We start from the raw sequence: 21495 nt of genomic DNA, 5'->3' as shown, positions 1-21495 counted from the left end.
CGTGCAGGCGGCCAGCACGGCTGCAGCAGCGGCGGCCGCGAGGGGGAGGGTGATTTTGTGAATACTGTCACGGGTACGCACGAACAAAGCCATTAGGACGATGCTACCCCTGCACTAGACTTGGACGCGGCGCATGCCCACGGAAACCGAACAGTTAGGAACGCATTTGAAGATTGATTTCGCTTCATCGAAGCAATCAACTCTTGGTGTGGAATGGGAGCTGGCCCTGGTCAACGGCCAGACCGGCGAACTGGCATCGGTGGCCAACGAGGTGCTGCGCGGCGTATCCGCCAAACACCCCGAACTCAATGAAGACGACGAGCATCCCCACATCAAGCAGGAACTGCTGCTGAACACGGTGGAACTTGTCACCGGGATCTGCGAGACCGCCGCCGAGGCCAAGGAAGACCTCAGCAGGTCCCTTGCCGCCGTCCGCGAGATCACCGATCCGATGGGCGTGGAAGTTTTCTGCGCAGGCAGCCACCCGTTCAGCCCGCCGCAGCTGCAGCCGGTTACGGACAAGGCCCGCTACGCGAAGCTGATTGACCGCACGCAGTGGTGGGGCCGGCAGATGGTCATCTACGGCGTGCACGTCCATGTTGGTCTTGACCGGCGCGAAAAGGCCCTGCCGGTACTCGACGGCCTGGTCAACTACTTCCCCCATTTCCAGGCGCTCTCGGCCTCAAGCCCGTACTGGGGCGGTGAGGACACCGGCTACGCCTCCCACCGCGCCCTGATGTTCCAGCAGCTGCCGACGGCGGGCCTGCCCTTCCAGTTCCGGTCCTGGGAAGAATACGAATCCTATGTCCAGGACATGTTCACCACCGGCGTGATCGACACCCTGTCCGAGATCCGCTGGGACATCCGCCCCGTCCCCAATCTCGGGACCATCGAGATGCGCATCTGCGACGGCCTGGCCACCCTGGAGGAAGTGGGCGCCATCGCCGCCCTCACCCAGTGCCTCGTGGACGAGTTCTCCACCACGCTGGACAACGGCGGGACCATCCCCACCATGCCGCCGTGGCACATCCAGGAGAACAAGTGGCGGGCCGCCCGCTACGGCATGGAAGCCATCATCATCCTTGACGCGGCCGGCAACGAGCAGCTTGTCACCGACCACCTGCTGGAAACCCTGAACCGGCTCGAACCCGTGGCCGCCAAGCTCGGCTGCCCTGATGAGCTGGCCGACGTCGAGAAGATTATCCGCCGCGGCGCCGGCTACCAGCGCCAGCGCCGCGTGGCCGCCGAGCACGGCGGGGACCTTCAAGCCGTAGTGCTGGACCTCGTGAAGCAGATGCGGAACGGGCCGACGGGCTAGTTACGCGTCAGCGCGTTTGGCGGGCAGGGACACCGCGGTGACCGGCATGGACGAGTCGGGAGCAAAGCGGATCCCGCTCGGCCCGACCCCCGCCATCACCAGCTGCGCGCCCAACGCCGCCACCATGGCCCCGTTGTCCGTGCACAGATCCAGCGGCGGCACGTGGAGTCTGATGCCGGCGGACGCACACCGCTGGCCGGTGAGCTCGCGCAGCCTCGAGTTGGCCGCCACTCCCCCGCCCAGCAGCACGTCCTTAATGCCGTGCTCCCGGCAGGCCAGCACGGCCTTGGACGTAATGACGTCCACCACGGCTTCCTGGAATGCCGCGGCGATGTCCGCCACAGGGACCTCCTCGCCCCGGGCTTCGAACTGCTCCACGCAGCGGGCGACGGCGGTCTTCAGGCCGCTGAAGGACCAGTCGTAGCGGTGCGGGCCGGGTTCCTCGGCGGTACCCATGTATTTCGGCTGGCTGAGGCCGCGCGGGAAACGGATGGCCTTGGCGTTTCCGGTGCGGGCCAGCTTGTCGATGGCCGGGCCGCCCGGATAGCCGAGGCCCAGGATGCGGGCCACCTTGTCGTAGGCCTCGCCGGCGGCGTCGTCGATGGTTGAGCCGAGGAGCCGGACGTCGTCGGTGATGCTGTTGATCTTCAGGATCTCGGTGTGGCCGCCGGAGACCAGCAGCGCGCCGAGGTTTTCCGGAAGCTCCGGGGCAGCCGCGGCACCGTCCAGCAGCCCGACGCCGACGTGCGCCACCAGGTGGTTGATCGCATAGAGCGGTTTGCCGGTGGCCACGGACAGTGCCTTCGCAGCACAGACCCCGACCATGAGCGCGCCGGCGAGCCCGGGTCCCGAGGTGACGGCGATGGCGTCGACTTCGTCCAGCGTCACGCCGGCATCGGACAGGGCCTGCCGCAGCGTTGGCACAAACGCGTCAAGGTGCGCGCGGGACGCGATCTCGGGGATGACGCCGCCAAAACGGACGTGCTCGTCCATCGAGGAGGACACGGTGTTGGTGAGCAGCGTGGTGCCGCGGACGATGCCCACGCCGGTCTCGTCGCAGGAGGATTCGATGCCCAGCACCAGTGGCTGCGAGCGGTTCATGCCTGGTCTGCTTTCGTTGATGGGCCGGCTTCGGGTGTGGGGTGGGCGGCGCGTGTGGGGTCGGCGGGCACAGAGCCGGGCACAGAGCCGTCGGGCACCAGCTGCAGCCGCATAATCAGGGCGTCAACGCCGTCGCGGTAGTACTTTCGCCGCACGTGGATCTGTTCGAAGCCGAACCGCACGTACAGCTGCTGCGCCCGCGGGTTGTCTTCGCGGACCTCCAGAAGCACATCGGCTGCGCGGCGGCGGCGTGCCTCGTCGATCAGCCGGGTCAGGAGGGCCGAGCCGATGCCCCGTCCCTCCTGTTCAGGCACGACGGCGATGGTCTGGACGTCCGCGATGGGCTCGATGCACATCAGGCCGGCGTAGCCCACAATGTCCCCGCCGCTTTCTGCCACGAGGTAGCGCCTCGTCTCGGGCTGGGCCAGTTCCGCCAGGAACATCTCCAGCGGCCAGGCATCCGCCGGGAACAGCCGCTGTTCGAGGGCATTGACCGTGGGAACGTCCTCCAGGGTCATGTCCCGAAAGACCACGCCGTCGTCGCCGGAGCGGCCGGTACCGCCGGGCGTGCTCATAGCGCCCGCTTCCGCGGCCCGGGCACCTGGGCGTCCGATTCCCGGAGGTACAGGGGTGTGGAGTCCAGCAGCTGCCCGCCGGACGCGAGCCGGGCCAGCGCGAACTGCCCGAGGTACAGGGCGTCGGGCTGTTCCGTGCTGAAGTCGGGGTCTGCGCGCAGGACGTCACTGTACAGCCCGGCACCGGCGCCGTACGCCGGCAGATCCGGCAGGTCCGCGGCAAAGCCCACGTGCGGGCCGTCTTCCAGCTGCGGCAGCTGCCCCTCGGCAAGGCTGTAGCGGGCCCAGTAAACCTCTTTGCGCCGCGCGTCGGTGACCACCAGGAACTCGGCAGCGGCGTCGGTGGATTCGGCCACTTCCAGCGCGACGGCGTCGAGGCTCATCAGCCCGTAGAGCGGCTTGTCCCAGACGAAGGCGAGGGTCCGCGCGGTGGCTATCCCTGAGCGCAGGCCGGTGAACGGGCCCGGGCCCACGCCCGTGACGATCGCGTCGATGTCCTGTCCGGTGACGCCGGCCGAGGCGAGCAGGTCCTCGATGCCGGGGGCCAGGACTTCGGCGTGGCTGCGGGTGTCTTCCGTGGCGAAGCTGGCCACCACGCCTTCGAGGGCGTCGTCCGAGACCAGGGCGGCGCTGGCGACGGCCGAGGTGTCGATGGCAAGGATGAGCATCAGGGTGTCCCTTCGAATCCGCCGAGGGCGGGCTTGGTGCTCCAGCGGGGGCCGAAGCCGCGCATCACGATGGTGCGCGGTTCGTCGTCGTCCCCGGTGTCGAAGTCCAGGACGTCGATGTGGCCGGGGATCGGTTCGGAGGCTCCCACCGCGTCGAGTCCGATGGGACGGTGCAGGTCCACTTCCAGGCGGCTGTCGGTCAGGTGCTCCACCCGGCCGCGCCCCCACTCCACCACCGTCACGGACGAATCCAGCGTGTTTTCCAAATCGATATCGTCAATTTCCGACGCCGAGCCCAGCCGGTACGCATCAACGTGCACCAGGTCCGGGCCGCCGGGGCGCGGGCCGTCAGGCAGGTTGGGATGGATCCGGACCAGGACAAAAGTGGGCGAAATGATGCCCGCGCGGACGCCCAGGCCCTCACCGAGGCCCTGGGTGAAGGTGGTTTTCCCTGCACCCAGCTCCCCGGTCAGCACCAGCAGGTCCCCCGCCTGCAGTACCTCGCCCAACGCCGCGCCGAGCGCGTGGGTCTGGTCCGCCGTCGTCACCTTGAGCGTCTGTTCCCAGGCAGGCACCTCCGCCGGCGCGGACGCAGTCACGGCGTGTCCTTCGTGGCGGACTGCGGCGCAGCGGAACGCCCGACGGCGGTGCTTGCGTTAGCGACGGGGCTTTCGTTAATAAACAGACGCGGCACCCGGGGGCTGATCCGGGTGACGATCTCGTAGTTGTTGGTCCCGGCGGCGACGGCCCAGTCGTCCGCTGTGGGACCATCGTCGTCCCCGTTGCCGAACAGGACGGCCTCGGCGCCGAAGAGGTCCGCGCCGGCGGGGCCGATGTTGCCGACGTCGATGACCATCTGGTCCATCGCGATCCGGCCCACCACGGGGTAGGTCCGGCCGGCCACCCGGACCGGCCCGCCGGTCGCCACACGGGGCACGCCGTCCGCGTAGCCCATCGGGATCAACGCGAGGGTGCTCGGTCCGCTGGTGTGATAGCGCAGGCCGTACGAGACACCCTGCCTGTCGGGGACGTCCTTGCACTGTGAAACCAGGGTGCGCAGCGTCATCGCCGGACGGAGGCCCAGCTCGGCGGACGTCTGGCCTTCAAACGGCGAGAGGCCGTAAATGCCAAGCCCCACACGGACCAGGTCAAAGTGCGTATCGGGGCGGGAGAGCGTGGCCGGAGTGTTGGCCAGGTGCCGGACTTCGGGGTCCACGCCGGCGTCCTCGGCCACGGCCACCACCTCGCGGAAGACGGCCAGCTGATCGTCGGTTTCGGGCCGTTCGGGCTCGTCGGCAACAGAGAGGTGCGAGAATATGCCAACCACCCGAAGGAGGCCCTGGTCCTGATACTCCATGGCCTCGCCCACCAGCTGGTCCCAGGATGCGAGGGTTGCGCCGTTCCGGCCCAGGCCCGTGTCCACCTTCAAATGGATCCGGGCAGGCCGCTCCTGGTCACGCGCGGCAGCAACAATACGGTCCAGTTCCCACCCTGAGCAGCCGATGTCGACGCCGGCAGCCACCGCCGCGGCGAAGTTGCTCTCCGTGGTGTGCAGCCACGCCAGCAGGGGCGCGTCGATGCCCGCCGCCCGCAGGGCCAGGGCCTCGGAGATATGCGCAACGCCCAGCCAGGAGGCACCGGCGTCGAGGGCCGCACGGGCAACGGGAACCGCGCCGTGCCCGTAGGCGTCGGCTTTCACCACGGCCATGACCTTGGCAGGTGAGGCCGCATCGGCCAGCCGGCGGACGTTGTGCCGGATGGCGTCCAGGTCGATCACGGCGGACCGCTCGTACAGCGGATCCGTCCCTGGGGCCGCGCTGAAATCTCCGGTTGCTAGGGGGTAAGTCACGTTAGTGATTCTAGTGCGGCCTGTCAGGGCGGGATAATCGGCGTGCCGCTGCGGCGACGCCCCGTCGTCGGCCGCTACGCGTCGGAGAGGTGCGCGATGGTGGCACTGGCCCGGCGCTGGGCCGCGAGCGGGACGTCGCTGACAATGTCCGCCAGGAAGCCGAAGCGGCGGAGCCACTGGCTGCTCTGGCGTTCGGGCCGGGCGTTGGCCCGCTTCCACCAGTCGGCAATGTCGCCCCAGCCGGGCGCGGCCAGCGAGCCGCCCACCTCCTGCACGGCCAGCGAGGCGCAAAGGTTGGCGAAGCGAAGCCTGTTCCCCAGCGGCCAGCCCGCGAGGCTGCCCACAATGAAGGCGGCATCGAAGCAGTCGCCGGCGCCGGTGGGATCAAAGGCGGTGACCGGCAGGGACGGCACCCACTCTTCCTCCCCGGTTTCGGAGTCCACGGCCATGGCACCCTGGGCGCCGAGCGTCACCACGGCCACGGGCACGCGGTCGGCCAGGGCATAGAGCGCGGACCACGGGTTGTCCTTGCCAGTAAAGGCCATCGCCTCGCGCTGGTTGGGCAGGAAGGCGTGGAAGTACTGCAGGTTCTCCAGCCTGACCGGCGCCCATTCACCGCTGGGGTCCCAGCCGACGTCGCCGAACAGTTTGACCCCGGCCTGGTGCGCCGCCTTGGCCCACGGTTCAATCTCGACGCCGAGCTCGGCGATGCCCGCGAGCGCCGGAGGCGGCGGCCCGATCAGTTCCGACGCCGTGACGGGGGCGGGGTGGCCGTGCGTCACCAGGGACCGGTCGTGCTGGACGCTGAGCGAGACGGTGACCGGCGAGTGCCAGCCCGGCACGCGGCGTGACAGGCTCAGGTCCACGTGCTCCTGCCCCGCCAGGATTTTCCAGTTGTAGTCCCCGTACCCGTCATCCCCGAAGGCGGCAGCGAGCCCCGTCTTCAAACCGAGCCTCGCCGCGGCTATGGCCTGGTTCGCCACGCCGCCGGGACAGCTGCCCATCCCTTCGCTCCAGATTTCGGTGCCGGGCTCGGGCGCGTGCGGCAGGCCCGTGAAGATGATGTCCTGGAAAACCGTGCCTGCCAGGATGAGGTCGAACCCGCCATCGGTCTGTGAACGGACGGCGGCAAGCGGATCGAAACGGCGGTCCGGAGTGACGTCCATGTTCGGCAGACTACGCCCTGCCGCCGCGCTGCGGTAGTGGCGCGCCCGCGGGGGCCTACACTGCTGACTATGCGGCTCATGATTGCCGGCGGCGGCGGATTCCGTGTGCCCCTTGTCTACCGGGCGCTGGCCTCTGGCTCCTTCGCCGGGCTGGTCAGCGAACTGGTGCTGTACGACGTCGACCCCGGCCGTCTAAGTGCCATCGCCGCGGTCCTGCGCGCGATGCCTGTGTCCGGCACGCCAGCGTCCGACGGCGGTGCTGCCGCAGGTGCGCGGCCGCCCGCCGTCCGAACCACCACGTCGCTGCGGGAGGCATTACGCGGCACCGACCTGGTGTTCGCCGCGATCCGACCCGGCGGTACGGCCGGCAGGGTTGCTGATGAACGGGTGGCCCGGGATCTCGGGCTGCTGGGCCAGGAAACCACCGGCGCCGGCGGCATCTCCTACGCCCTGCGGACCATCCCGGAGATGCTGCACCTGGCACGGCAGATACAGGAACACTGCCCGGACGCGTGGCTGATCAACTTCACCAACCCGGCCGGCATGGTCACCGAGGCGCTTGTTCCGGTGCTAGGCCGCCGGGCCATCGGGATCTGCGATTCCGCGGGCGGACTGGTGCACCGGGCGGCGCGGGCGGCAGGCCTGTCCCTTCCTGACGGGAGGCTCGACGGCGTGGGCTACTACGGGCTGAACCACCTCGGCTGGCTGTACCGGCTGGAGTCCGGGGGCCGGGACCTGCTGCCCGGGCTCCTCGCCGACCCGGCCGCCCTCGCGTCCTTTGAGGAAGGCCGGCTGTTCCCCCAACCGTTCCTGGCGGAGCTCGGTGCCCTGCCCAACGAATACCTCTACTACTACTACCAGCGCGAGAGCGCCGCCGCAGCCATGCGCTCCATGGCGGTCACGCGGGGTGAGTCCATCCACCACCAGCAGGCGGGGCTGTACCCGCGGCTCGCCTCTGCCGGAGCAGACGCGTTCACGCTGTGGGACGCTGCCCGGCGCTCCCGGGAGGAAGGCTACCTCGCCGAGGCACGCACTCATGGTGAGCAGCGGGACGAGGCCGATCTCGCCGGCGGCGGCTATGAACGGGTCGCCCTCGCCGTGATGCGTGCGCTGGCGGGAGGGCCATCCGGCCCTGGCCGCGACCCGGGTGCGTCCGAAACCCAGCTGATCCTCAACACGCCCAACACCCTTCCTGCACAGGCGGCCGCCGCTGCAGGAACCGCTCCGCAAGCGGCCATTCCGGGATTGCCGGAGGACGCCGTCGTCGAGGTCCCCTGCACGGTAACGCCCGACGGCGCCGTGCCGCTGGCGCAGTCGGCCCCGCCCCCGGAGCAACTCAGCCTGCTGCGCCGGGTCAAGGACGTGGAACGGCTCACCGTGAGGGCCGCGACGCAGGGCGACCGGGCCGCCGCCGTCGACGCCTTCAGCAGGCATCCCCTGGTGGACTCGGCTGAACTGGGGGCGGCACTGTTATCCGGCTATGAGCGCGCCTTCCCTGCGCTGGGTGCACTGTGGCGGCAGGAGTAGTGTTTTACCGAGTGGATAACAGCCGGGGCGGACGCCGCTCCGGCGGCGGGAAGGAGGGGCCATGACACTGATCCGCAGGGTCGCGTTACTCTCCCTCCACACCTCCCCCATGGAGCAGCCGGGCTCCGGCGACGCCGGCGGGATGAACGTCTACATCCGCGAACTGGCCGCCGCGCTCGCTGAAACCGGCGTGGAGGTGGAAATCTTTACACGCTCCACCTCAGCCAAACAGCCAGCCGTCGAACATCCCAGCCCCGGTGTGTGCGTCCACAACGTGCTGGCCGGGCCGCCGCGGAAGATCCCCAAAGAAGAGCTGCCAGCACTCCTCCACAGCCTGGTGGCCGAAATCGACCGTATCCGCCAGCATCAGCTGCACGGCCGGTACGACGTCATCCACTCGCACTACTGGGTGTCCGGGATTGCCGGCCTGGAACTTGCCGAGCTGTGGAACGTGCCGCTGATCCACACCATGCACACCATGGCCAAGGTCAAGAATCTCCTGCTCCAGTCCGGCGAACAGCCCGAACCGCGGCGGCGCGAGGAGGGCGAGCACCGGATTGTGGACGGCGCCGCCCGGCTCGTCGCCAACACCAGTGCAGAGGCCAAGGAACTCGTCTCCCACTACGGAGCCGACGCCGACCGGATCGATGTGGCCCCGCCGGGCGTGGACCTCAGCACCTTTACCCCTGCGTTCCGGGCACGGTCCAGGGCGGAGCGGGGCATTCCGCCGGAGACCTTCCACCTGCTCTTCGCCGGCCGGATACAGCGGCTGAAGGGTCCGCAGGTCCTGCTCAAGGCAGCCGCGCTGCTGCGGAAGCGGCGGCCTGAGATCGATCTGCGGCTCACCATCCTAGGGGCGTTGAGCGGGAACAAGGACTTCAACCTCCACCAGTTGATTACGGAAGCAGGCATGGACGACGTCGTGACGCACCTTCCGCCGGTAAGCGCGCCGGAGCTGGCGTCCTGGTTCAGGGCGGCGGACGTTGTGGTGATGCCGTCCTACAGCGAGTCCTTTGGACTGGTGGCCATTGAAGCGCAGGCCTGCGGAACCCCGGTGGTGGCAACGCGCGTGGGCGGCCTGTCCCGTGCGATCTGCCATGGCCGGACCGGGCTCCTGGTGGAGGGGCACCACGCCAGGGACTGGGCGGACGCGTTCGAAGCCCTGTACGACGACCCGGAAACCCGCGCCGACATGGGCCGGGCCGCCGCCATCAGGGCCGAGAACCTGGGCTGGAACCGCACCGCTGCCATCACGCTGGAGACCTACCACACCGCCGTCGAACAGCACCGGGCAAGCCGGCTGATCCCGGACGTCCACACCATCGCGGCGGCAGCGGCCGTCGCGGCGCCCTAAGGAGCCTCAATGACCGGCCTGAATTCCCTGAGCGACCTCGAGATCGCACGGCGGGCCATCATCAGGCCAATAGCCGATATCGCAGCGGCGGCCGGCATCAACGAGGCATCGGTGGAACCCTACGGACGGTACAAGGCCAAAGTTGATCCCGCCCTCCTGACCGCGCCGGCGCCTTTCGGGAAAGTGGTGCTGGTCTCGGCAATGTCGCCCACGCCGGCCGGGGAGGGCAAGTCGACCACGACCGTGGGGCTGGCCGATTCGCTGGCCCGGGCCGGGCACAGGGTGATGATCGCGCTGCGGGAACCGTCACTGGGGCCCATCCTCGGCATGAAGGGCGGTGCCACCGGGGGCGGCTATTCCCAGGTCCTGCCGATGGACGAAATCAACCTGCACTTCACGGGCGACTTCCACGCCGTGACGTCGGCGAATAACGCGCTGATGGCGCTCGTGGACAACCACATCTACCAGGGCAACGAGCTGAACATCGATCCGCGGCGGATGACGTTCAAACGGGTGCTGGACATGAACGACCGGTCCCTCCGCGAGGTGATCATCGGTCTGGGCGGGCCCACGCAGGGTGTGCCGCGGCAGGACGGCTTCGACATCACGGTCGCCTCGGAGATCATGGCTGTCTTCTGCCTCGCCACAGATCTGGCCGACCTCCGCGAGCGCCTGGGCCGGATCACGTTTGGCTACACCTACGCCCGGGTTCCCGTAACGGTGGCGGACCTCGGTGTCCAGGGTGCGCTGACCCTGCTCCTGAAGGAAGCCATCAAGCCGAACCTGGTGCAGACCATCGCCGGCACCCCTGCCCTGGTCCACGGCGGTCCGTTCGCCAACATCGCGCACGGCTGCAATTCGCTGATCGCCACCCAGACCGCCCGGCGGCTTGCGGACATCGTGGTCACCGAAGCGGGCTTCGGCGCGGACCTGGGCGCTGAGAAATACATGGACATCAAGGCCCGGATGGGTGGCGTGGCGCCCTCCGCCGTCGTGGTGGTGGCCACTGTCCGCGCGCTGAAAATGCAGGGCGGCGTACCCAAGGACCGGCTCACCGAGCCCGATCTTGAAGCGCTGCAGGCCGGCGTCGCAAACCTGCGGCGGCACATCCACAACGTGGAGAAGTTCGGGGTGGCGCCGGTGGTGGCCATCAACAGGTTTTCCTCCGATACCGATGAGGAGCTCGACTGGCTGCTGGAGTGGTGCGCGTCCGAAGGTGTGCAGGCAGCGGTGGCCGACGTGTGGGGACGGGGCGGCGGCGGGGACGGCGGCGACGAACTGGCCGCGAAGGTGGCGGCGGCGGTTGCTGCGCCATCGTCATTCCGGCACCTCTATCCGCTGGACCTGCCTGTGGAGGAGAAGATTCGGACCATCGCCCAGGAGATCTACGGTGCCGACGGCGTGGACTTCTCCGTCCCGGCCCTGAAGCGCCTGGCCGACATCGAAATGAACGGCTGGTCCGGGCTGCCGGTCTGCATGGCCAAGACCCAGTACTCCTTCACCGACGACGCCTCCCGTTTGGGTGCGCCCAAAGGCTTCACCATCCACGTGCGCGACCTCATCCCCAAGACCGGCGCGGGCTTCATCGTGGCGTTGACGGGAGCGGTCATGACCATGCCCGGCCTGCCTGCCGCCCCGGCCGCGATGCGCATGGACGTTGACGACGCCGGCAACCCGGTCGGCCTCTCCTAACCCCGGACGCTCTCTCACTTAATGCGGGTTTTCCGGCGACGCTCTCTCACTTAATGCGGGTTTTGGCTCAACCGTCTCGCACTCCCGGTGGCGTTACGAACGCGCGCGGGCCGGCGTCACGTCGGCGGCAGCATCAGGACGCGCCGGTCCACCTGCCCGGCCGCCCCGCTTCAGCGATACGAAGATCACCACAGTGCTCAGCACCACGAGTCCGCACGCAAAAACCAGGGAGGCAGGATCAGTGGCGAGCAACGCCGGCACGGCACGGCCCGGCACTGTCACAGCAAAGGCTAAGGCCACGGCAATGCCGATGTAGCTGCCAATCATGTTCCCCAGATGCGACGCGATATTGCCGCGAATGGCGCTCACCAGGCCGAGCGTGACGGTCACGATGGTGAAGGCCGATAGCCCGTGAAGCCAGCTGAAATGCCCATCGGAGACAATCCAGAAACTGCTGAAGCAGACGTAGTACATGGCTGAGACCCACACGTAGCCCATGGTGCGGTGGATCCGGTCACGACGCCGGCGCAGGATTTGCAGGGGACCGATGGCCAGGACAAAAAGTGCGGCAATGACGTGGCTGACAAGTAGGACATTCCAAGGCTCCATAGCATTAGGATAGAGCCACTATCCAAGGCTGTACATCAGGATAGCGGGAGCCAAGTTCACTATCCACCAGGCGGTGCACCGGAAGAGGGCGGAATGCAGCTCAACGAACTGAGCCGGCGGTCGGGAGTCTCGCCGGCGAGCATCAAGTACTACCTGCGGGAAGGCCTGCTGCCGGGCGGTGAGGCCATCCACGCAACCCGTGCGGAGTATTCAGCACGGCACCTCGAACGCCTCGACTTGATCCAGGCACTCCGCAAGATCGTTGGCCTGAACATCGCGCAGATCCGCGGTCTCGTGAAAATGGCCGACGACGGCGTGCCCCGCCTTGATCTCCTCGCGGCGGTTCAGCGGGTGGTTCTGAACCTTGAAAACTACACCACGGCGGTCGGCGGGGACGCCGCAGCGGCGACTGACGCCGTCGTACGCCTTCGCTGTTGGCCTGATTCCCCCAGTGACGCACGGAACGCCCTGACGGCCCACCTGGAACTGATGGCGAGCCTCAACATTCCGGTCTCAGAGGACGAGCTGGAGACTTACAGCAAGGCAGCGGACGACGTCGCGGGGATCGACATTGCCGCCACTACCGCGCCGGAGAGTGTCGACAGGCTCATCCTCACGGCGGCCGTCGGCATGCACACGCACAGCCAGCTCCTCTTGAAGCTGCTGGCACTCGCGCAGGCCAGCCACGCCATCCGCCGGTACCAGGGTTAACGCCTGCGACGCTCCCCCGCCGTTAGGTGAGAGAGCGTCGCAGGAAAACCCACATTAAGTGAGAGAGGATCGCCCGAAAACCCACATTAAGTGAGAGAGCGTCCGGGGTGGGTTAGCGCTCGAGGTCGCCGCGGATGAAGGCCTCGACCTTTTCACGGGCGAGGTCGTCGTTGAACTGCTCCGGCGGGGACTTCATGAAGTAGCTTGAGGCGGAGAGCAGCGGGCCGCCGATGCCGCGGTCCAGGCCGATCTTGGCGGCGCGGATGGCGTCGATGATCACGCCGGCGGAGTTGGGTGAGTCCCAGACCTCCAGCTTGTATTCCAGGGACACGGGGGCGTCGCCGAAGTTGCGGCCTTCGAGGCGGACGAAGGCCCACTTGCGGTCATCAAGCCACTGGACGTAGTCGGACGGGCCGATGTGGACGTCCTTGGCGGCCAGCTCGGCTTCGACGTTGGAGGTCACGGCCTGGGTCTTGGAGATCTTCTTGGACTCCAGGCGGTCGCGCTCCAGCATGTTCTTGAAGTCCATGTTGCCGCCGACGTTCAGCTGGTACGTGCGGTCCAGGGTGACACCGCGGTCTTCGAAGAGCTTGGCCATGACGCGGTGCGTGATGGTGGCACCGATCTGGCTCTTGATGTCATCGCCCACGATGGGGACACCGGCGGCGGTGAACTTGTCCGCCCATTCCTTGGTGCCGGCAATGAAGACCGGCAGGGCGTTGACGAAGGCCACGCCGGCGTCGATGGCAGCCTGTGCGTAGAAGTGCGCAGCATCCTCGGAACCAACCGGCAGGTAGCAGACCATAACGTCGGCCTTGGCTTCGCGGAGCGCGGCGACGATGTCAACGGGCTCTGCGGGAGACTGCTCGATGGTCTCGAGGTAGTACTTGCCGAGGCCGTCCAGGGTGTGGCCGCGCTGGACGGTCACGCCGGTGGGGGGAACGTCGGCGATCTTGATGGTGTTGTTCTCGCTGGCCAGGATGGCGTCGGCAAGGTCAACGCCGACTTTCTTGCCGTCGACATCGAAAGCGGCAACAAACTGGACATCGTTGACGTGGTACTTGCCGAACTCGACGTGCATCAGACCCGGAATCGTGGCCTGGGGATCGGCGTCGCGGTAGTACTGCACACCCTGGACGAGCGAGGCGGCGCAGTTACCCACACCAACGATGGCAACACGAATCGGATTTGCAGACACGGAACTCCTTTGAAGAAAACCTCAGCCGCCAGGACGGTCAATGCCGGAAAATACGACGGCGGCGCGCTGGCAGTGCGCCAATCGGCGCTTTATCATCTTACCCAACCACGCAGGGGCCGGGATTGTTCCCGGCCCCTGCGTGAGGTGTGTGACAAAAAGGCAGCGTTATTTCTGCTTCCAGAGGTTGATGTCTGATTCCACGGCGAACTCGTCGATGGCCTGCAGCTCATCGTCCGTGAAGTCGAGGTTGCTGACCGCTGTGAGGCTGTCTTCCAGCTGACGGACGCTGGACGCGCCGACCAGTGCCGAGGTCACCGACGTGCCCTTGCCCTGCTCGCGGAGAATCCAGGCGATGGCCATTTGCGCCAGCGTCTGGCCGCGGCCCTCGGCGATCCGGTTGAGCCCGCGGATACGGCCAAGGTTTTCGTCTGTGATCATGCCCTGGTCCAGGGACTTGTCCTGCGCGGCCCGGGAATCTGCCGGGACGCCCTGGAGGTAGCGGTTGGTGAGCATCCCCTGGGCCAGCGGCGAGAAGGCGATGGATCCGGCTCCCACCTGCTCCAGGGCCTCATAGAGGTTGGGCCGCCCGTTCTCGGTCCAGCGGTTCAGCATGGAGTAACTCGGCTGGTGGATCAGCAGGGGCGTTCCAAGTTCCTTGAGGATCCGGGCCGCCTCCAGGGTCTGCTCGGGGGTGTAGGAGGAAATCCCGGCGTAAAGCGCCTTGCCGGAGCGGACGGCGTGGTCCAGTGCGCCCATGGTCTCTTCGAGCGGCGTCTGGGGATCCGGCCGGTGGCTGTAAAAGATGTCCACGTAGTCCAGGCCCATGCGCGTCAGCGACTGGTCCAGGCTGGCGAGCAGGTATTTGCGGGAGCCCCAGTTCCCGTACGGCCCGGGCCACATGTCGTAGCCGGCCTTGCTGGAGATGATGAGTTCGTCCCGGTACGGCCTGAAGTCGTCCTGGAAGTGGCGGCCGAAGTTGGTCTCGGCGCTGCCGTAGGGCGGGCCGTAGTTGTTGGCGAGGTCGAAGTGTGTGACGCCCAGGTCGAAGGCGCGGCGCAGGATGGCGCGCTGTGTCTCGAAGGGTTTGTCGTCGCCGAAGTTGTGCCACAGTCCCAGGGAGATGGCCGGGAGCCTCAGGCCACTGCGTCCGACGCGGCGGTAGGGCATGGATTCATAGCGGTTTTCCGCGGCTGAATAAGTCATACGTTCCATCCTGCCATCTGTGATGCAGGCAACAGGACGGTGCCGCCCTGTTACGCCGCGGGCTGACAGAAGCCAGCCCGCGGCGGTCAAACCTAGTCCAGCACGACGGCGGCACTCCACGACGCAAGGCTGAGTGAGCCGCCGTCCGGCTGCACCGCGTCGTCGGTCGAGAGCAGCACCGTTTTGCCGACGTTCTCCAGCCGTACCGCCTCCGGGGAGAAGTTCAGCAGCACCTCCACGGATCCGCGCCGGAAGCGCAGCCACCCGGCGTCGTCGTCGAACGTTACGTCAGTTTCGGCGAAGCCCAGGCCGGCGAGCTCAGGGTGGGCGCGACGCAGTGCGGTCAGTGACCGGTACAGCGCCAGCAGCCGCGCGTGGTCACCCACCGAGGCTTCGGCCCAGTCCAGCTTGGAGCGCCGGAACGTCTCGGGATCCTGCGGATCGGGCACGACGGCGGGATCCCACCCCATGCGCTCGAACTCACGGATCCTGCCCTCCGCCGTCGCCTTGCCCAGCTCAGGCTCGGGGTGCGAGGTGAAGAACTGCCACGGCGTGGAGGCGCCGAACTCCTCACCCATAAACAGCATGGGCGTGAACGGGGAGGTCAGCGTCAGGACGGCGGCCAGAGCCAACGGCCCGTAGGAAAGCGACTGCGACAGCCTGTCCCCGGTGGCACGGTTGCCGATCTGGTCATGGTTCTGGCTGCACACCACCAGCGCGGCGGGGTGCACCAGCGACGCGTTGATGGGCCGGCCGTGATGGCGCCCGCGGAAGCTCGAGTAGCTGCCGTCGTGGAGGAAACCGTCCTTGAGGACCTTGGCCAGCACCCCGAGCGAGGCAAAATCGGCGTAGTATCCCGCCGTCTCGCCGCTGACGTTGACGTGGACGGCGTGGTGGTAGTCGTCGCTCCACTGCCCGGCGAGGCCGAAACCGTTCACATCCCGCGGGTACAGCAGCCGCGGATTGTTCAGGTCCGATTCCGCGATCAGCGTCTTGGGCAGCCCGGTTTCGGCGGCAATGGCATCACCGAGCGCCCCGAACTCTTCCAGCAGATGAACGGCCCGCTCGTCCCGCAGCGCGTGGACAGCGTCCAGGCGCAGGCCGTCCACATGGTAGTCGCGCAGCCACAGGGCGGCGTTGTCCAGGATGTATTCACGCACGACGTCGGAGCCGGCAGCGTCAAGGTTGACGGCGTCGCCCCACGTGTTGGCATCGCCCTGCTTGAGGTAGGGGCCGAACCGGGGCAGGTAGTTGCCGCTGGGTCCAAGGTGGTTGTAGACCACGTCCTGGATAATGCCCAGGCCGGCTGCGTGTGCGGCGTCCACAAAGCGCTGGTAGGCCGCGGGCCCGCCATAGAGCTCGTGGACGGCGAACCACTGCACGCCGTCGTAGCCCCAGTTGTGGGTGCCGTTGAACCCGTTGACCGGCAGCAGTTCCACAAAATCCACGCCGAGGTCCGCAAGGTAGCCGAGCTTGCCGGCCGCTGCATCGAGGGTTCCTTCGGGCGTGAAGGTTCCCACGTGGAGTTCATAGATGACCGAGCCGCGCAGTTCTTTCCCGCGCCAGCCCGCATCCTGCCAGGCGTGGGAGCCCGGATCGTATGTCCGGGACAGGGCATGGACGCCCTCAGGAAGGCGGCGGGACCGGGGATCCGGGAGCGGGGTGGTGTCGCCGTCGAGCAGGTAGCCATAGTCCACCTCGGCATCCTCCGGGGCATCCGGCGCGGACCACCAGCCTTCCGCGCCCGGGGCAGCGGCGACCTGTTTCATCGGGTACCGCTCACCGTTCGCGAGCAGCACCACCTCGGAGGCGTCCGGCGCCCAAACGTCGAAGCGGCCGGAACCTTCGTTTACCAAGGTCATTCGTTGTCTCCATCCACCGGTACGAGCAAAGCCACCGGGTAGGTACCCAGGACGTCGGCCACCGAAACGGTACCGGCCCCGTAGCTGGTGCCGGTGAGCTCGTCCCTCATCGCGGTGGAGAGTTCGACGGCGGTGTCCCGCCACCCGCCGTCACGTTCCAGTCCCACGGGGAGCCGGGTAGCGATGGTGAGCGCTCCCGACGCTCCGCGCTGGAAAGCCAACACATGCCGGGCGGCGGCCCCGGTTGCGGTGACCGGACGGTAGTCCTGGAAAAGGTCGGGCCGGTCGCGGCGGAGCCGGAGTGCGCGGGATGTTACCAGCAGCTTGCTGGCTTCCGTGCCTGCCGCGGGCAGGGTGCCGGCGTCGATGGCTGCCAGCTCCTTTTCCCGCGTGGCAAAGTCGACCGGGCGCCGGTTGTCCGGGTCAGTCAGCGACCGCTCCCAGAACTCGGACCCCTGGTAGACGTCCGGAACGCCGGGCATGGTCAGCTGGACGATCTTGGCTGCCAGCGAGTTGGACGCGGCCGCGGAGTCGATCCGGGACACGAAGTCCTCCACCACGGAGGTGACGCGGGCGTCGTCGAACGCCGCATCCACGGCCGCCTTGACGCGGGACTCAAAGTCCGTGTCCGGTTTGGTCCACGTAGTGGAATTCCCCGCCTCGCGGGCAGCCTTTTCGGCGTAGCCCTGCAGACGTTCCCGCGACGCCGGCCAGGCACCCACGATTGCCTGCCACAGCAGGTTTTCATAGGGTCCGTCCGGAATCGGGGCCAGTTCACGGAGCGTGGCCAGCGTGGCGGTCCACTCGTCCGGCAGTTCGGCGATGACCGAGATCCGGGCCCGCGCGTCTTCGCTGCGCTTGGTGTCGTGCGTGGACAGCGTGGTCATGGACAGGGGCAGGTCCTCGTGCCGGCGCCGCATCCGGTGATGGAATTCCTCGGCGGATACAGCGAACTCGGTGGGTTCAGCGCCCACCTCGGTCAGGGTGCCCAGCCGGGTGTAGCGGTAGAACGCGGTGTCCTCCACGCCCTTGGCCATGACCATCCCCGAGGTCTGCTGGAAACGCACGGCGATGGGGTTGGCGGGGTCCAGCAGCAACGGCAGCAGGACGCCCACAGCCGGAGCGAGGTCCGGACGGTGCTCTGCCGCTGACCCGCACGCTTCCTTCAACACCTCGGCGCCTACCGGCAGGTAGCTGCGGTAGACCGGGAAGGAGGCGATGATTTCGGCGATCGCGTCCGCTGCAGCCTCAACGGGCAAGCCGTGGGATGCGGGCACCAGGCGCGCCAGCCTCAGCACCTCGGACCGCAGGATGCCGTCAGCGATCATCCGTTTGGTGCCCCGGATCATCTCCGCGTAGTCGGCCGGAGCACCGGTACCCCGCAGTGCGGCGTCCAGCTGGTCCAGTCCCTGCTGGCCGGCGGGGTCCACGAGTACCCGGTCCACGTCCGCCAGTGCGTCGTAGCCGGTGGTGCCCTCGCAGGCGAAGTCTCCCGGGAGCTCCTCCCCCGGCTCCAGGATCTTTTCCACGAGCACATACGCACCGCCGCTGGCTTCTTTTAGCCAGCGCAGGTACCCGGCGGGATCCGCCAGGCCGTCGGGGTGGTCCACACGAAGCCCGTCCACCAGGCCGTCGTCGAACCAGCGCTTGACTTCCGCATGGGCCTGGTCAAAAACCCAGCGGTCCTCCACCCGGATGCCCGCCAGCGTGGTGACCGCGAAGAACCGCCGGTAGTTCAGCTCCGCGTCCGCGCGGCGCCAGTCCATCAGCTGGTAGTGCTGGCGGCCGTGGACGTCCTGCGGGGAGTCGCCGTCGGCGTAGGTACCTGGCGCTAGCGGGAAACGGTGGTCGTAGTACCGGAGCTCGCCGTCCTTGACCTTCAGCTTGTCCAGGTCATCGTCCGAGCCCAGCATGGGCAGGCGGATCTTCCCGCCTGCCAGGTCCCAGTCGACGTCGAACGCTGCGGCGTAGGGCGAACCCTGGCCCTCCTGCAGCAGCGACCACCACCACGGGTTCTGCGCCGGTGAGGCCACGCCCACGTGGTTGGGGACGATGTCCACCAGCACACCCATGCCGTGGGCACGGGCGGCCTTGGACAGGGCCAGCAGCCCCTCCGGGCCGCCCCGCGCCGGGTCAACAGCGGAGGGATCTGTCACGTCGTAGCCGTGGTCCGAGCCCTGTTCCGCGGTCAGGATGGGCGAGAGGTAGACCCAGTCCACACCCAGCGACTTCAGATACGGCACGGTTTCGGCGGCGTCGAAAAGTGTGAAGCTGCTGCGGATCTGGAGCCGGTAGGTGGACGCCGGAACCTTCACTTGGCTGGCTCCTTCGGCGCCCTGACCTTCTTTGTTTTCCTGGGCTCCGGCACCGTGGGTGTGCTCAGGGCAGCGGTTTCGGCGGTAGCCGTCTGGGACAGTGCAGCAAGCGAGGCCGCGACAGAGTGGTCCGGCTCGGTCTCCTCCACGGTGTGGGCGCGGAGTACCACCAGGGACTTTGCGGCGACAGGCAGGGCCTCGCCGGCCTTGACCGGTGCAGTGTCCGCGTTGTGGCCGGCGGTGTCGATGATGATGTCCCAGGCCGGGGCATACTCATCGGAGGGCAGGGTGAACGGCACGGTGTCGTCGTGGGCGTTGAAGTACAGGACGAAGTTCACGTCCGTGATCCTGCGGCCGCGGTCGTCCTTGCCCTGGATGCCGTCGCCGTTGAGGAACACACCAACGGAGCGGCCGAAGCCGCTGTCCCAGGCCTCGGGCTCCATGGTGTCGCCTGAGGGGTCCAGCCATACGATGTCCGGCAGCCGCTCGCCTTCGCCTCGCAGCACGGGCCGGCCGTCGAAGAACCGGCTCCGGCGGAAGGTGGGGTGCTTGGCGCGGAGCGCGTTGACTGCGGCCGTGAATTCGATGAGGGGCTGGTCGATGTTCTCCCAGTTGATCCAGGTCAGTTCCGAATCCTGGCAGTAGCCGTTGTTGTTGCCCTGCTGGGTGCGGCCCAGTTCGTCGCCGTGCAGCAGCATGGGAACACCCTGGGAGAGCAGCAGCGAGGCGATGAAGTTCCGCTGCTGGCGGGCGCGCAGCCCCAGGACGGCGGGATCGTCGGTGGGACCTTCGGCACCGCAGTTCCAGGACCGGTTGTGCGATTCGCCGTCGTTGTTGTCCTCGCCGTTGGCATCGTTGTGCTTCTCGTTGTAGGAGACCAGGTCTGCGAGCGTGAAGCCGTCATGGGCGGTGACAAAGTTGATGGACGCCACCGGACGGCGGCCCGAGTGTTCGTACAGGTCAGCGGACCCGGTGATGCGGGAGGCGAATTCTCCCAGCGTGGCCGGTTCGCCGCGCCAGAAGTCGCGGACGGTGTCGCGGTACTTGCCGTTCCATTCGGTCCACTGCGGCGGGAAGTTGCCCACCTGGTAGCCGCCGGGGCCGACGTCCCAGGGCTCGGCGATGAGCTTGACCTGGGAGACCACCGGGTCCTGCTGGATGAGTTCGAAGAAGGTGGAGAGCTTGTCCACGTCGTAAAACTCGCGGGCAAGGGTGGAGGCGAGGTCGAAGCGGAAGCCGTCCACGTGCATCTCGGTGACCCAGTAGCGCAGGGAGTCCATGAGCAGCTGCAGGGAGTGGGGCTGGCGGACGTTGAGCGAGTTGCCCGTGCCCGTGTAGTCCATGTAGTGCTTCTCGTCGCCCTCCATGAGGCGGTAGTAGGACTGGTTGTCGATGCCCTTGAAGGACAGCGTTGGGCCCAGGTGGTTGCCTTCGGCGGTGTGGTTGTACACCACGTCCAGGATCACTTCAATGCCGGCCTGGTGCAGCGAGCGGACCATGGCCTTGAAGTCCTGGACCTGCTGGCCGCTGTCGCCGTTGGAGCTGTAGGTGTTCTGCGGGGCGAAGAATCCGATGGTGTTGTAGCCCCAGTAGTTGTTCAGGCCCTTGTCCTGCAGGGTCCCGTCATTGACGAACTGGTGCACCGGCATCAGTTCGATGGCGGTGACGCCCAGCTTCTGCAGGTGCGAGATGACCGACGGGTGCGCCACGCCGGCGTAGGTGCCGCGCTGCTCCTCGGGGATCTCGGGGTGAAGCTGCGTCAGGCCCTTGACGTGGGCCTCGTAGATGACCGACTTGTGGTACGGGACGCGCAGGTTCTGGTCACCCTCCCAGTCGAAGAAGGGGTTGATGACAACGCCCATCATCATGTGCGGAGCGGAGTCGTCGTTGTTGATGGTGTCCGGCGCTTCACCCAGGTTGTAGGTGAACAGCGCGGGATCCCAGTCGATCTGCCCGTGCACGGCTTTGGCGTACGGGTCCAGCAGCAGCTTGTTCGGGTTGAACCGGTTGCCGGACTCGGGGTCGTAGGGCCCGTGGACGCGGTAGCCGTATTTTTGGCCCGGCTGGACCTGCGGGATGTAGCAGTGCCAGACGTAGCCATCCACTTCGTCGAGGGTAAACCGCGTTTCCACGCCGTCGTCATCGAAGAGGCAGAGCTCAACCTTTTCGGCGCGTTCGCTGAACAGCGCGAAGTTAGTGCCAGTCCCGTTGTAAGTGGCGCCAAGCGGGTAAGCCGATCCAGGCCAGATTTCCATGCGTGCTCCTCGTTGTTGTTCGACAGCAGGGGCCCACCAAAACATCACCGCACCCCTGCCAGCGCAGAACCTGTTCCTACGGTAGCGGGTGG

17 protein-coding genes are annotated in these 21495 nt (G+C 67.4%); 5 read left to right on the top strand and 12 right to left on the bottom strand.

Annotated features, from left to right (window positions below; all coding sequences use genetic code 11):
- Window positions 1–166 precede the first annotated feature (166 nt).
- Entirely contained in the window at window positions 167–1318 is a 1152-nt protein-coding gene (locus GUV69_RS21235; protein ID WP_164206007.1) for a glutamate--cysteine ligase, read from the top strand.
- Here GUV69_RS21235 and tsaD read toward each other — a convergent pair whose 3' ends face one another.
- From tsaD to GUV69_RS21205, 6 genes are all read right to left on the bottom strand, one after another.
- Complete coding sequence (gene tsaD / locus GUV69_RS21230) at window positions 1319–2419, bottom strand: tRNA (adenosine(37)-N6)-threonylcarbamoyltransferase complex transferase subunit TsaD (protein WP_164206005.1); 1101 nt, start codon at window positions 2417–2419, stop codon at window positions 1319–1321. It abuts the gene before it with no gap.
- Window positions 2416–2994 carry a ribosomal protein S18-alanine N-acetyltransferase gene (gene rimI, locus GUV69_RS21225; RefSeq protein WP_164206003.1) on the bottom strand — a complete coding sequence of 193 codons (579 nt, stop codon included), beginning with the start codon at window positions 2992–2994 and terminating at the stop codon, window positions 2416–2418. The genes tsaD and rimI overlap by 4 nt, the downstream gene beginning before the upstream one ends.
- Window positions 2991–3662 carry a tRNA (adenosine(37)-N6)-threonylcarbamoyltransferase complex dimerization subunit type 1 TsaB gene (gene tsaB / locus GUV69_RS21220; RefSeq protein ID WP_164206001.1) on the bottom strand — a complete coding sequence of 224 codons (672 nt, stop codon included), beginning with the start codon at window positions 3660–3662 and terminating at the stop codon, window positions 2991–2993. Before tsaB ends, rimI begins: the two co-directional genes overlap by 4 nt.
- Complete coding sequence (gene tsaE, locus GUV69_RS21215; RefSeq protein ID WP_167525106.1) at window positions 3662–4261, bottom strand: tRNA (adenosine(37)-N6)-threonylcarbamoyltransferase complex ATPase subunit type 1 TsaE; 600 nt, start codon at window positions 4259–4261, stop codon at window positions 3662–3664. The genes tsaB and tsaE overlap by 1 nt, the downstream gene beginning before the upstream one ends.
- On the bottom strand, window positions 4258–5511 hold the full coding sequence (gene alr, locus GUV69_RS21210; RefSeq protein ID WP_164206000.1) for an alanine racemase: 1254 nt from the start codon (window positions 5509–5511) through the stop codon (window positions 4258–4260). Before alr ends, tsaE begins: the two co-directional genes overlap by 4 nt.
- A gap of 74 nt (window positions 5512–5585) precedes the next feature.
- Entirely contained in the window at window positions 5586–6677 is a 1092-nt protein-coding gene (locus tag GUV69_RS21205; RefSeq protein WP_164205998.1) for a carbohydrate kinase family protein, read from the bottom strand.
- 69 nt (window positions 6678–6746) lie between these two features.
- Here GUV69_RS21205 and GUV69_RS21200 point away from each other — a divergent pair, with 69 nt between their 5' ends.
- The 3 genes from GUV69_RS21200 to GUV69_RS21190 all read left to right on the top strand — a co-directional run bounded on the left by GUV69_RS21200 (window position 6747) and on the right by GUV69_RS21190 (window position 11250).
- Entirely contained in the window at window positions 6747–8204 is a 1458-nt protein-coding gene (locus GUV69_RS21200) for a family 4 glycosyl hydrolase (protein WP_164205996.1), read from the top strand.
- Between the two features lie 61 nt (window positions 8205–8265).
- Window positions 8266–9558, top strand: a complete 1293-nt coding sequence (mshA, locus tag GUV69_RS21195; RefSeq protein WP_164205994.1) for a D-inositol-3-phosphate glycosyltransferase — start codon at window positions 8266–8268, stop codon at window positions 9556–9558.
- 9 nt (window positions 9559–9567) lie between these two features.
- Entirely contained in the window at window positions 9568–11250 is a 1683-nt protein-coding gene (locus GUV69_RS21190; protein ID WP_164205992.1) for a formate--tetrahydrofolate ligase, read from the top strand.
- Between the two features lie 93 nt (window positions 11251–11343).
- Here the strand turns inward: GUV69_RS21190 and GUV69_RS21185 are convergent, their stop codons facing one another.
- Complete coding sequence (locus GUV69_RS21185) at window positions 11344–11859, bottom strand: DUF2306 domain-containing protein (RefSeq protein WP_164205990.1); 516 nt, start codon at window positions 11857–11859, stop codon at window positions 11344–11346.
- Between the two features lie 93 nt (window positions 11860–11952).
- Between GUV69_RS21185 and GUV69_RS21180 the strand changes: the two genes are divergently transcribed.
- Window positions 11953–12570, top strand: coding sequence for a MerR family transcriptional regulator (locus tag GUV69_RS21180; RefSeq protein ID WP_164205988.1), 618 nt, complete (start codon window positions 11953–11955; stop codon window positions 12568–12570).
- Between the two features lie 112 nt (window positions 12571–12682).
- On the opposite strand, the gene GUV69_RS21175 is transcribed toward GUV69_RS21180, so the two are convergent.
- From GUV69_RS21175 to glgX, 5 genes are all read right to left on the bottom strand, one after another.
- On the bottom strand, window positions 12683–13768 hold the full coding sequence (locus GUV69_RS21175) for an inositol-3-phosphate synthase (protein ID WP_164205986.1): 1086 nt from the start codon (window positions 13766–13768) through the stop codon (window positions 12683–12685).
- Between the two features lie 165 nt (window positions 13769–13933).
- Entirely contained in the window at window positions 13934–14971 is a 1038-nt protein-coding gene (gene mgrA, locus GUV69_RS21170; RefSeq protein ID WP_164205984.1) for an L-glyceraldehyde 3-phosphate reductase, read from the bottom strand.
- 92 nt (window positions 14972–15063) lie between these two features.
- Window positions 15064–16833, bottom strand: a complete 1770-nt coding sequence (gene treZ / locus GUV69_RS21165) for a malto-oligosyltrehalose trehalohydrolase (protein WP_164205982.1) — start codon at window positions 16831–16833, stop codon at window positions 15064–15066.
- The gene (gene treY / locus GUV69_RS21160; RefSeq protein ID WP_164205980.1) at window positions 16830–19148 is read right to left on the bottom strand and encodes a malto-oligosyltrehalose synthase; all 2319 of its coding nucleotides are present in this window, start codon (window positions 19146–19148) and stop codon (window positions 16830–16832) included. The genes treZ and treY overlap by 4 nt, the downstream gene beginning before the upstream one ends.
- Window positions 19145–21403, bottom strand: coding sequence for a glycogen debranching protein GlgX (gene glgX, locus GUV69_RS21155; protein WP_164205978.1), 2259 nt, complete (start codon window positions 21401–21403; stop codon window positions 19145–19147). Before glgX ends, treY begins: the two co-directional genes overlap by 4 nt.
- Between the last annotated feature and the right edge of the window lie 92 nt (window positions 21404–21495).

This window comes from [Micrococcus luteus] ATCC 49442 (assembly GCF_010367585.1).
In the GTDB taxonomy this organism is placed as follows: Bacteria; Actinomycetota; Actinomycetes; order Actinomycetales; family Micrococcaceae; genus Arthrobacter; species Arthrobacter luteus_A.
Note: the sequence above shows the minus strand (reverse complement) of the source record. Positions and strands in the feature narration are given on the sequence as shown.